6 protein-coding genes are annotated in these 12,151 nt (G+C 68.2%); 5 read left to right on the plus strand and 1 reads right to left on the minus strand.

Annotation, left to right across the window (positions count from 1 at the left end; genetic code table 11):
• Positions 1–81 precede the first annotated feature (81 nt).
• The 5 genes from QN397_RS21115 to QN397_RS21135 all read left to right on the plus strand — a co-directional run bounded on the left by QN397_RS21115 (position 82) and on the right by QN397_RS21135 (position 6,849).
• Entirely contained in the window at positions 82–1,956 is a 1,875-nt protein-coding gene (locus tag QN397_RS21115) for a hybrid sensor histidine kinase/response regulator (RefSeq protein ID WP_323499220.1), read from the plus strand.
• Between the two features lie 121 nt (positions 1,957–2,077).
• Positions 2,078–3,208 carry an ABC transporter substrate binding protein gene (locus QN397_RS21120; RefSeq protein ID WP_323501864.1) on the plus strand — a complete coding sequence of 377 codons (1,131 nt, stop codon included), beginning with the start codon at positions 2,078–2,080 and terminating at the stop codon, positions 3,206–3,208.
• Entirely contained in the window at positions 3,205–5,196 is a 1,992-nt protein-coding gene (locus tag QN397_RS21125) for an ATP-binding protein (RefSeq protein ID WP_323499221.1), read from the plus strand. The genes QN397_RS21120 and QN397_RS21125 overlap by 4 nt, the downstream gene beginning before the upstream one ends.
• Before the next feature lie 10 nt (positions 5,197–5,206).
• Complete coding sequence (locus tag QN397_RS21130; RefSeq protein ID WP_323499222.1) at positions 5,207–5,983, plus strand: hypothetical protein; 777 nt, start codon at positions 5,207–5,209, stop codon at positions 5,981–5,983.
• Positions 5,980–6,849, plus strand: coding sequence for an FkbM family methyltransferase (locus QN397_RS21135; RefSeq protein WP_323499223.1), 870 nt, complete (start codon positions 5,980–5,982; stop codon positions 6,847–6,849). Before QN397_RS21130 ends, QN397_RS21135 begins: the two co-directional genes overlap by 4 nt.
• Here QN397_RS21135 and QN397_RS21140 read toward each other — a convergent pair.
• Positions 6,846–12,149: a filamentous hemagglutinin N-terminal domain-containing protein gene (locus QN397_RS21140; RefSeq protein ID WP_323501865.1), complete on the minus strand. Its 5,304-nt coding sequence runs from the start codon at positions 12,147–12,149 to the stop codon at positions 6,846–6,848. The genes QN397_RS21135 and QN397_RS21140 overlap by 4 nt on opposite strands.
• Positions 12,150–12,151 lie beyond the last annotated feature (2 nt).

Below are 12,151 nucleotides of genomic sequence, written 5' to 3' on the forward strand. Positions count from 1 at the left end.
GCTGTGGCAGGGGCCTGCATTGGGGCTGTTCAAAGGGGGACTGTGCGGAACACAATTAGATACCAACTCGGCCACAGATTCGTGACGTTTTTCTCGCGTTTGCCCCGCCTGTCCCTTGCGCAACAGCTCGTGTTGCTGGCACTGCTGCCCGCGACGGTTGCCACGCTGGGCGCGATCGGCGTGCTGACCGGTCAGCACCTGACGAGCGTGACCGACCTGATGCGCGCCAATGCGCAGACCGTGGCGCTGCAGGTCGCGACGCTGGCGCAACAGCCGCTGACCCACCTCGACCGGCGGGCCCTGCTGCGCACGGCGCAGTCCGGCATCGCGCAACCGCACGTGCAACAGGTGCAGATCTGGTCGGAGGACGGCGAAATCGTCGCCAACTCCGAGACGGTCGATCGCACGCGAGACGAGGGCTTACGCGCCGTGGTGCCGATCGTCGGAGAAGACGGTGCGCGCATCGGCAAGGTGATGGTCGAGATCAGCCTCGACGCGGTGCATGCGGTGCGCAAGGCGGTGTGGTTCAACGTGCTGGTGGTGCTGGCCGCCAGCCTGGCGGGCGTCGGGCTCGCGGGGTGGTGGGCGGCGCGTCGTATCAGCGCACCGATCAAGGCGCTGGGTGAAGCCGTCGACCGGCTCGGCGCCGGCGAAGACGCCAGCGTGTCGGTCGAAGGCTCGACCGAAGTGCGTCGACTTCAGCGCGGCTTCAATCAGGCGGCGAGCGCACTGGTGCAAAGCCAGCGCATGCTGCAAAGCCGCATCGGCGACGCCACCGCCGAGCTCGCGCGCAAGAACGAGCAGCTGGAAATCGCGAGCCAGGCCAAGACGCGTTTGCTGGCCGCTGCCAGCCATGACCTGCGGCAACCGCTGCACGCACTCACGCTGTTCTCCGACGGGCTTGCCAACGGCGAAACCGATCCGTCGCGGCTGCAGCGCATCGAGCACATCAAGGAATGCGTCGACTCGCTCGACCGGCTTTTTTCGGAGCTGCTCAATCTGTCGCAACTCGATGCCGGCGTGCTGCAGCCGCAATGGACCGACTTTCCGCTGGACCGCCTTTTCGACGAAATCAGCCGCAACTTTCGCGCGGTGGCCGAGCAGCAGAACCTGCGGCTGGTGGTGCGCAAGACGGACGCATGGGTGCGCTGCGATTACGTGATGCTCTCGCGCATCCTCAACAACCTGGTGTCGAACTCGCTGCGCCATACGACAGAGGGCGGCGTGCTGATCGGCGCTCGGCGGCGCGGCAAGGGCGTCCGCATCGACGTGTGGGACACCGGCATCGGCATCGCGCCACAGCACCAGCAGAAGGTGTTCGAAGAGTTCTACCAAGTCGACCAGGGCAAGCAGGCGACCCGTGGCGCGCGCGGCATGGGCCTTGGGTTGGCGACAGTGCAGCGGCTGGCGTCTTTGCTGAACACGCGGGTCGACCTGATCTCGCGGCCGAAGAAAGGCACGTCGGTCCGCGTGCTGGTGCGCGGCGCGGCGCCCACCGCTTCGCTGGACCAACCGGTGGGCGGCACCACGCTCGGCGGGCACGACGAAGAGGCCGATCTGCACGGCGTGCGGGTGCTGGTCATCGACGACGAGCGCACCATTCTCGAAGGCCTGCAGGTGGTGCTGAGCAACTGGGGTGCCACCGTGCTGGCGGCGGCAAGCCGGGCCGAAGCGCTGGCGCTGGCCGACCGCTGGGAGAGCCCGCCCGACGTGGTGGTGAGCGACTTGTTGCTGCAGGGTGGCGACAACGGGCTCGACGTCATCACCGCGCTCGAGCGGCATCCGCGCGGCATCCGGCTGGCGACAGCACGGCTGCTGGTTACCGGAGAAACCAAGCCCGACCGGCTGCGCGAAGTGGCTGCCGCCGGAGTCGCCGTGCTCTACAAACCGGTAGCGCCGCGAGCCTTGCGACAGGCCATCGCGGCGCAGTTGGCGGCAGTGCGCGAAACGATCTGAAGCATGTCGTGCAGGTGGCTAGTCCATCGGGCATAGACCGACAGGCCGCGACCCGTTGCCGCCCGACATCGCAACGCCACCGTTGGACGCGCGACACCGGCCTTCTGCCTTATCGCGTGAAATGAGCCGGGTCCGTACATTGAGCTGCATCGTGCTGCCCATGTTTGCGAATCACCTCAGGACGCTTCTGCGTGCGTTGCGCTTCGGCGTCGGCGTTGCCTCTGTGGGCGCCGCACTGTTCGGCGGGGGTGCGCACGCCGGCGGGCTGACGGTGCTGATAGCCGACGAGACCGCGCCGCACACCGAGTTCTTGCGGCAGTTGCGCGAGACGCGAGATGCGCGCGACCCCAACAGCCGCTTCGACGTGGTGCGGATGTCGAACGGCGGCGCCGACCTGTCGACTGCCTCCGCCGCCTCGACCGCCATCGCAACCGCAACCGCTGATGAAGAGCGCAGCGTCGTGACCGGCGTGCGAACCCGCAGCATGCGCGCCAGCGCTGCCGCGAGCCCGATCGTTCCCGCCGACACCAACATCACCATGGCCGTCGGCCCGAGCGCCGCACGCGCGGCTATCGAGCGGCCGGGCCATGAGCCCTTGCTGCTCGTGATGCTGACGCGGCTCGACTACGAAGGCCTGAAAACCAGCCCCTCATTCAAGCGGCCCGACCGCCGCGTCGGCGTGCTGCTGCGCGACCCGGCCATGGCCGATCAGCTGGTGCTGGTCGATGCGGTGTTGCCTGGCAAGCGGCGGCTCGGTGTCGTTGCCACGGCCGAGTCGGAGCCGCTGCTGCGCGAACTGCAGCGCGCCGCGCAGGGCTGGGACCTGCAGATCGAATACGCGCCCGATGCCAAGTCGCTCGGCGCCGCGCTGCGTGCGGTTCTGACGCGCAACGATGCGCTGATGGTGCTGCCCGACCTCATCGGCGACAGCCAGGCCGCGACGCTCGCGGTGCTGCACGCGGGCGCCGGTGCGGGGCTCCCGGTGTTCGGCGCCAACGAAGGTCTGGTGCGCTCCGGTGGCCTGGCCGCCGCGGTGTCGACGCCATCGCAATTGGCGATGCAGGCGCGCACCATGGGCCTGAAGCTGGTGAGCGGCGCTGGCGGTAACGGTGCGGGCACCAACGCAGCCGGCGTGCTGGTCGAAGCCGCGATGCCGGCCACGGTACGCGTCAACTCGACGGTGGCGCGCGGGCTCAACTTGCGCGTGCCGGACGAGCGGGAGCTGACCGACCGGTTGACTGCCGTTCGATGACCGCGCCGAGCCCGGGTGTAGCGCACTCCGCGCCGGTGGCCGCTGCGGCGCAAGCGTCGCGCTCGCAAAGCCGTCCACTCGTCGTGCAAGGCAATCTGCAGCGCGACCTGATCCGGCTCGGCGTGGTGCCGTGCGCCGCGGTCGCCATCGCACTCACCGCGTGGTTCACCCACAGTCGCCTGCGCACGCTCGAAAGCGCTTTCGATGCCGAAGGCCAGGCGGTGGCGCGACAGGTCGCAGCCATGTCCGACCTGAGCCTGTATGCGGGCGATGTGCCGGCCCTGCAGAACGTGGCCAACGCGGCATTGCGCGGCGGCCAGGTGGTGCGCATCGAGATCAGCAACAGCGCTGGCGTCTTCGTCACCGCTGGTTCAAGCACCGCACCGATGGAGCGGCTGCGCATGTTCACCGCACCCGTTACGGTGCGCGAAGCCTCGCGTGCCAGCGCCTTCGCGCCCGAGGGCTCGACGGCCGCAGGCGATGCGCCCATCGGCGTGGTGCAGACCTTTCGCGACACCACCGAATACGGCCGCGAACGCACGCGCTCGCTGATGGCCGGCATCGGCATCGCGCTGGTGGCGTTGCTCGCCGCATGGGCGTCGGTGCGGCACATGGCACGGGCGGTGGCATCGCCATTGCGCCGCGTGTCGCGCACGGTGGCGGCGCTCGAAGCCGGTAACTTCGATGCGCGTTGCGACGTCGTCGGACGCGGCGCGACGGAGGGCGAGCAAGGCGCCCGATCGGTGCCGCGCGGCACGCACGAAGTCGCCAACCTGGCGCACGACATCAACCGGCTCGCCGAGCGGCTGCAGCGCAACCAGCAGGTCAGCGAGGAGCGCGTGCGCGAAGCCACCGCCGTGGCACTGCAGCGCATGGCCGAGGCCGAGCAAGCGGCGTTGTCGCGCGCACGTTTTCTGGCTGCGGCGAGCCACGACCTGCGGCAACCACTGCACGCGATGGGCCTCTTCATCGATGGCCTGATGCCGACTGCCACGCCAACGCAGCGGCCCGCCGTGCAACGCTTGCAGGAGAGCACCGAATTCATGGGCGTGCTGCTCGACGACCTGCTCGAAATTTCGCGCCTCGATGCACAGGTGTTGACGCCCGCCATCACCGCCGTGTCGCTCGCGATGCTGTTCGATCAGCTCGAAGCGCAGCACGCATCGCAAGCCAGCGAAGCGCGCGTGCGGCTGGTCTGGCGCGATCACGATCTGGCGGTGCGCAGCGACCCTGCACTGCTGCTGCGCATCGTCGGCAACCTCGTGAGCAACGCGGTGCGGCATGCGCCACTCGACGGCACGGTGCTGGTGATGGCGCGACGCCGCGGAGGCGCAGTGCGCATCGAGGTGCGCGACAACGGCGTCGGTATCGCGCCGATCCATCAGAGCCGCATCTTCGAAGAGTTCTACCAAGTCGCAAACACCGAGCGCGATCGGCGCCAGGGCTTCGGTCTCGGGCTGGCGATTTGCGCACGTATCGCGAGGCTGCTCGGCACCCGCATCGCGGTGCGCTCTGCCTTGCAGAACGGCAGCACCTTCAGCCTCGACCTGCCCGAAGCCCGGCTCGCCGATGTCACACCGCCGATGCCGCAACCGGTCGCGCCGTCGGCGTTGGCGCACCTGCGTTGCCTGGTGGTCGACGACGATCCGGCCATCCTCGAAAGCAGTCGCATGCTGCTGGAGCAATGGGGCTGCCAGGTGAACTTGGCCGCGACGTTCGGCGAAGCAGTGGCGCTGCTCGGCGAGCCCGGCACTCGCTTCGACGTGCTGCTGTGCGACCTGCAACTGGCAGGAGACGAAGACGGCATGACCGTCATCGAAGCCGCGCGCAAGCTGCAGCCTGATGCGCTGGCGGTGCTGGTGTCGGGCGCCACCGGGCCGGAGGTGCTGCAGCGGCTCCGGCAAGGTGGCGTCATGCTGCTGACCAAGCCGGTGGCGCCGGCCAAACTGCGAGCGTTGCTGTCGACACGTCGGCAGAAGACAGCATGACAATTCGCCGATGCTCGATCTCACCGCGCTGAAGAACATTCGTCCGTTCGTCGCAACGCCCAACTACGGCGGCGTGCTGACCTCGATCTACGTGCGCAGCCTGCTCGGGCTCGTCAACACCGCTTGGACGCACGGCATGTCGATGCAGACGCGATTTCTGGATGGCGACAGCCTCGTCACCCGCGCCCGCAATCGGCTCGTCGCCGAGTTCATGGCCGACACGCGCTGGACACATCTTTTCTGGATCGACGCCGACATCGGCTTCGAGCCGCAGGCGGCACTGCGGCTGCTGCTGTCGGGGCGCGATGTGGTGGCGGGCATCTATCCGCAGAAGCGCGATGGCTGGCCCGGCGCAGGACTCGAAGCGGCCTTGCCTGCGGGCAGCACACGCGCGGATTTCGAGGCCCGCTACGCACGCTTTCCGGTCAATGCATTGGCCGGAACGCACGCAGCCGATGCCGATGGTTTTGTCGAAGTGGCGGAGGCGCCGACCGGGTTCATGCTGATCGAGCGCAGCGTGTTCGATCGCATGGCGTCGCAGTTTTCCGAGCTGCGCTACACCCCCGATGCGAGCGACGACCCAGCCGAAGCCGGCTGGCCGCATTACCGCTTCTTCGACACGATGCAAGAGCCGGACGGCGGCCGCTACCTCAGCGAAGACTTCGCATTCTGTCGGCGCTGGCGTGCCGCAGGCGGACAGGTAGTCATCGACACGCAATCGAACCTCGCGCACCAGGGACAGCGCACCTACACGGGCAACTTCGCGCGCTACCTGTCGCACACATGAACACCACCGGCATCTACGCGCTGATCGCGCCGGCACGACTGACCGAGGTCGTCGACGTCGGCGCCAATCCGATCGACGGCGAGCCGCCCTATGCGTCGATGCTGGCGGCTGGCAGGTGCCGCGTGACCGGCTTCGAACCGCAAGCCGATGCGTTCGACACGCTGCAGGCGACCCAGGGTCCGCTGGCGCGCTATCTGCCCTACGCACTGGGCGACGGCGCCGTCCACTCGCTGCACATTTGCCGGGGCAGCGGCATGACCAGCCTGTTCGAACCCGACCCTGCGGCACTCGCGCTTTTCACCGGGCTGCAGCCGCTGGCGGAGGTGCTGCAGCGGGTGTCCATACAGACCCACCGCCTCGACGCACTCGACACCATCACGCACCTCGACCTCATCAAGCTCGACGTGCAGGGCAGCGAACTCGCGGTGCTGCAGGGCGGCCGCACGAAGCTGCGGGAAGCGGTCGCGGTGCACACCGAAGTCTCGTTCGTCACGCTGTACAAGGGCCAGCCGCCCTTCGGCGAGATCGATGGAGAACTGCGCCGCCAGGGCTTCATGCCGCATTGCTACGACCAGATCAAGCAGGCACCGATCGCACCGGCGGTGGTGCCCGGCGACGGCGGCCGCGGGTTGCGTCAACTGCTGGAGGCCGACATCGTCTACGTGCGCGATCTCACGCGCCCCGACGCCATGAGCGATGCGCAGTTGCGCCAGCTCGCCGCCATCGCGCACAGCTGCTATGGCTCTTTCGATCTGGCGCTGCGTTGCGTCGCGTTGTTGGAACAGCGCGGCACGCTGCAGGCTGGCGCGCAGCAGGCCTATGCCGCGCTGCTGGCCGCACCCGACCCCGCAGACCTCGGCCCCTAGAAGTCCGAGCAGCCGTTACGCCGCTCGGTGTCGACGCAACTCGTGAGGTTGGGCCGGGAGCGCACGCGAGACCATTCGCTGGCGAGCACGTCGCCGCCTTGCTGTGCACGCTCGCCATCCAGCGGCCCCGTGGCGAAACAGATCGGCGGCGCGCCGATATTGCGGTCGTAGATCCAGCTGTCGGGCATCTCGCGCAGCACATCGGGCTTGGGCAATCGAGACAACTGGGCCAACACGAACACCGGCGCGGTCGAAGGTGCAGGCACCGCACCGACGTTGAGCTGGCCCGGCACCACGTTGACCGCATAGCCCGCGGCCGACGCAAAGGCGCCGTTGATCGGGTACGCGCCTGGCGGGCTCGACGCGTTGGCGGGCGACGACAACGCACCGGCAAAGCTCGACCCGGTATCGCCCAATATCAACCCGGTCAGGCTGTAGATGAACGGCGGATTCGGCAAGCCACCCGGTCGAGTGGCATTGCCGATGACCACCGTGGCCGTCGGCTGCTGCGCATAGATGAAATGGTTGTCGCCCGGCGTCACGCCGACGCTGCACAACCCGAGGTACGCGCAGTGGTAGAGATTGGGCAGAGGCCCGGAGCCGCTCAGTCCGTTGCGTGTCTCGCCGATCCATGTCTGGGCCCACACCCGCCACGGTGCGCCGGCGATGGAGTTGGCCGACAGGTTCTGGAACCGCGCCGCGGCCACGAGATCGGCACCGCTGCCGCTCGTCACACTGGTGTTGAGCGAGAGGTCGCCGCTCAGCGTGCGCAAGAACACCGTATCGGCCGCCATCGAACCTGCGGTGATCGCCTGCGGCGTGTTCGACGCTGCATCGAAGCCGATGACAGACGCATTGCCGACCGTGACCGCGTTGACATCGGTGTAGTCGAAGCGTCCGGCAGCGCCGCCCGACACCACGCCGACATCGTTGGCCGCGGACGAGAGCAGCACATTGCCGCCGGTCGAACGCGCGAGCAGCGTGCCCGCGGCGATGCCGGCGCCAGCCGCCTGCGTGATGTTGCCGGCACTCAAGAGGCCGAGCTGCGGTGCGCTGACCAATGCGCCGAGCGTGATGTTGCCGCCGCCACCGTTCTGCAGCGTGAGCGGCGACACCATGGCCAGCGGCCCGACCACGTCGATGTTGCCGGCCTGCGTGTTGCTGCCGACCACGATCGAACCGGCCGTGATGCGCGTCAGTTCGTCGGCACTGACAGCGAAGCCGTTGGCCGCCGCGCCACCCAGCGTGATGGGGTTGGCGATGCGGTCGGCGGCGTTGCCTGCCGCATCGACGCCACCGGGTCGGAGGTCGAGCACGCCGCCGGCGTTGACGGCGCCGCCAACGGCCAGTGCATCGGCCGCACCGCCGCTCGCGGCGCGCAACACCACGTTGCCGCCGCCCGCCACGCGAGATGCAGGAATGGGAATGCCCGTGCCGATGGGCCCTTGAATAAAGATGCCGGCATCCGCGATCTGCGACTCGCCGGTGATTTCGATGTTGCCCGCGCCCAGCGTAGTAACGCTGCCGCCATTGACGATGCGAACACCGTTGCCGACAGGCGAGTCGGGCGTCTGTACCGCACGCAGGCCGTGCACGCTGATGTTGCCGCTGACGCTTTGGACGGTGGCGCCGTTGATCTCGACGCCGTGCCCTGCCGTGGGTGCACCGCTGCCCGACAAGGAGTTCCCGACGCCCGTGATCCGGATGGCGCCGCTGGTGGTGGAAATGCTGCTGTCCGTCCCGTTGAAGTTGGAGATCAGTTGCACGCCGGTGCCAGTGGCATTGCTGATGCCCGACAGCGTGACGTCACCGGTTGCGCTCTGGATCGTCGAGCCCGTGAGACCGACGACCGCCGGCGCCAGAAAGAAGTAAGCCCCGGGGTTGCGTGTGCCGATCAGCTGCACCGCGCCGCCTGCATTGGCATCGCTTTGCCCGACACGCGTGTCGACTTTCGCGTTGGTCAGGCACACGCCGCAGGTGGCGAACAGGCTGGTACCGGTCATCGACACGCTGCCGCCGTTGGTGGTGATCTGTCCGCTGTAGTCGACGTTGCCGCCGACGCCGCCCAGGCCGGCACTGAGCACCACGTCCAGCGCACCGCCGGTCGACTGGATCACCGTCGGGTTGAAGGCCGTGATGCCCGCGTTGGCGTCGATCTCGAACTTCACCGGCGCACCTGCGCTGGTGCGCTGGATGACGGTGTTGAGGCCGAAGGTGACGTTGCCGACCGTGGTCGGCGCCGGCGTGCCGGTGGTGATGGTCACGCCGGTGTTGTTGTCGAGCGCGAAGTTGATGTCGCCGTCCTGCACGGTGGATGCAACGAGCGGCACGAATGGATTGGTCGGCAATGTGCCTGCGGCAGCGCCGTGGGCGATGGTGACATCCACCGGGTCGATCACCCAACTTCCGGCCTGGCCGGCCGATGCCGAGGCATCTACCCGAATCCCTTGCAGCTGCAACGCGGGCGCCGAGGTTTCGATGCGGCCACCATTGCCGCCTGCCGAACCGCCCCGCGCAGAAAGGCGGCCGTTCGCATAGAGCGACTTGTCGCCGACCACGTCGATGCGACCGGCATTGCCGACGGCCGACGTCGCGCTTGCGTTCAGCTCGACCGTGTCGCCGATCACCACGATGCCGCTGGCGTTGACGCCGCCGACGGCCGTGCCGGTGACAGCGATGTTTCCCGATTGCCCGGCGCCGCCGCTGTCGATGACCGCCGCGGTGCCGCTGCCGGCGATCACGACGTTCCGTCCGCTGATCGCGATGTTGCCGCCCGCCATGGTCTGGCTGCGCGTCGACAGCAGGGTGCGTGGCTGCGCGCCAAGAATCGATTCGCCCGGCGGCTGGATGCCGAAGGTCGGGCCTGCGTCACCACCGAATTGCGCCAGCGCCACATCGCTGCCACGACCATTGATCGTGATGCGCCCCCCTTCGGCCTGAAGGCCGTTGGACGCGTTGGCGCGAACCACCACACCGAAGGCGTCGTTGGCATCGAGCGTGAGCACGGGCGCCTTGTTGCCGGTGACCGAGAAACCGCGGCTGCCCGCCGTTCCCAGCAGGTCGAGCGACTTGCCTGCCCCTACGACGATGCTCGAATCGGCCATCGTGACGCCGTTCGATGCATCGAACGTGCTCCCCGCGCCGTTGTTCGCTGCGGCCGCGGCCGTCTTAAAGGCCGCTTGGTTCATCAGGCCGGTAAGGTCGGCACCGCTGCCGTCGAGCCGGACGTTGCCGCCGGTCGCGATGCCGGCCTGCGCCAGTTCGATACCCGAGCCGCCGTTGACGTTTTGCAGCGTGCCGCTGGTTTCGCCGGCCGTCCAGCTTCGGGTGCTGCCGACCAGCGTGATGTCGCCACTGGAAGATCGCAACGACGAGGGTGTCGTGAAGGCTTCGCCGAAGAGGCCGGTGATCGTCACGCCGGTTTGCGCCAGCCCGCCGCGGCCGTCCATTGAAATGGTGCCGCTGCCGGTCTCGAAGCTGCCGCCATCGACGCGCACGCCCGGCCCCGCCACCACGGTCTGGCCCGTACCACCCGCGGTCGCGCCTTGCCCGCGCACCAGGATGCTGCCGCTGCCACCGCATACGCCGCCCGCCTGCGCGCACGTCGAGATGGCGCTGTCGGAAATGGTGACGCCGTTGACCACGCCGCCGCCGCTGCTCGAAGTGGCGCCCAGTGCGCGTCCGTTGACCGCATCGCTCTGCCCGTAGAGCCGCAGGTTCCCGCCAGCGGTTTCGATGCGGGTGCCGGAGATGGAGATATTGCCGACCCGCTGGTTGTTGTCGTTGCGGTCGGTCACGGCCGGTGTGGCGGGCAACAGCACGCCGCTGGCGTCGGCATTGAAATCGATGTTGAGCGCGCCGGCGGTCGAGCGCAGTGCCGAATTCGCGTCCATGACAACGCTTCGATCCGAGTTGACGGTCAACTGCGATGCACGGCCTTCGGTCTTGATGACTTGCGAGCCGTTGTCGAACTGCACGCCGCCGCCAAAGTTGGCGACCTGCTGCGGCAGCGCATGCGAAGCCAGCACCACATCGGTGGCGCGACCCATCGTGGCCCCCAATGTCGAATCGGCGAGCTTCGATGTGCCGAAAGGCTGGATGGCAACCGAGGCGTCGGGGATGGGGTCGGCCTGGGTGACGACCAGCGTGCGGCCCGAATCCAGCGTCCAGTTGCCGTTGGCGCCGCTGCCACCGTGCGCATCGATCACGACGCCTCGGCCGACTTCGACGATGGCGGCTTGGGTCGTGATGCTGCCGCCGGCCGTGGCGCCGCCCGCATTCAACGTGCCGGCGGCAATGCGCAGCAAAGGCGCGCGCACGTCGATGCGGCCGCCCGCCACTCCGGCCTCGACACCGCTCACGTCGAGTTGACCCCCCGACATCACGATGGCATTGCCGACCGCGCCGCCGCTGCTTCCAAGAATGATCTCGCCGCCCCGGTTGCTGATGGATTGCGCGCGCACGATCCCCGCCTGGTTGACCACAGTTTCAGCGGCGCTCGATGCGCCCACCATGACCACGCGGCCGCCGCTGGCCGACAGCACGCCACTGGCCGCGTTCTCGGCCCTGGCGCTGGCGGCTAACACGGTCGGGTCGACATGAAAGCTGGTGAGGCCGTCGCCGTCGAAGTCGAGCGTGACCCGCTGCCCGGCCGCCAGCCCGATGGACCCGCGCGCCACGTTGATCGAACCTTCGTTGCGCGCCTGGGCGCCTATGAGCGCAACGATGCCGCCATCGGCGGCGGTGATGGTGCCCTGGTTGAGTACCGTGCCGGCTTTTCCGACGGGGAGCTCGAACGCGAATTGCTTCGACGTGCCCGACATGAAGCCGCTGAACTGCGCGTCATCGACCATGTTCAACGTCGAAGCCACCAGGCCACCCACGCTTACCTGCGAGGTGCTGGAGAAAGTGACGCCATTCGGATTGACCAAGTAGACCTGCCCATTGGCGTTGAGTTGGCCCTGGATTTGTGAGGCTTGCGCGCCGGTCACCCGGTTGAGCAGCACGCTCGTCGGCCCCTTGTCCTGAGCGATGTTGACGCGGTCCAGCGCACCGATGGAAAAGGTCTGCCAGTTGAGGACAGCGCGCTGCGACGTTTGGTTGATGCCCAGCGCAAGGCCGCCGTTTGGCAAGGCAATGGGCGCGCCCACGGTGGCCGCGCCTGCACCCAGGGTGGCGTTGGTCGGCACGGTCTGCGCGCCGGCCGGCGCCATGCCGATGCAGGCCAGCGACAGGGCCAGCGGACGCAATCGCCAATGCGACGGACGCCTCGTTCGGAGGGACGAAGAAGTTTTTTTCATGC

Origin of the sequence: Variovorax sp. RTB1 (assembly GCF_035018765.1) — a bacterium.
Lineage (GTDB): Bacteria > Pseudomonadota > Gammaproteobacteria > Burkholderiales > Burkholderiaceae_C > Variovorax.

What these genes read in the sequence shown, in the direction of transcription:
- QN397_RS21140 (WP_323501865.1), bottom strand. Translation starts at nt 12,149, where the DNA reads ATGAAAAAAACTTCTTCGTCCCTCCGAACGAGGCGTCCGTCGCATTGG.
- QN397_RS21135 (WP_323499223.1), top strand. Translation starts at nt 5,980, where the DNA reads ATGAACACCACCGGCATCTACGCGCTGATCGCGCCGGCACGACTGACC.
- QN397_RS21125 (WP_323499221.1), top strand. Translation starts at nt 3,205, where the DNA reads ATGACCGCGCCGAGCCCGGGTGTAGCGCACTCCGCGCCGGTGGCCGCT.
- QN397_RS21130 (WP_323499222.1), top strand. Translation starts at nt 5,207, where the DNA reads ATGCTCGATCTCACCGCGCTGAAGAACATTCGTCCGTTCGTCGCAACG.
- QN397_RS21120 (WP_323501864.1), top strand. Translation starts at nt 2,078, where the DNA reads ATGAGCCGGGTCCGTACATTGAGCTGCATCGTGCTGCCCATGTTTGCG.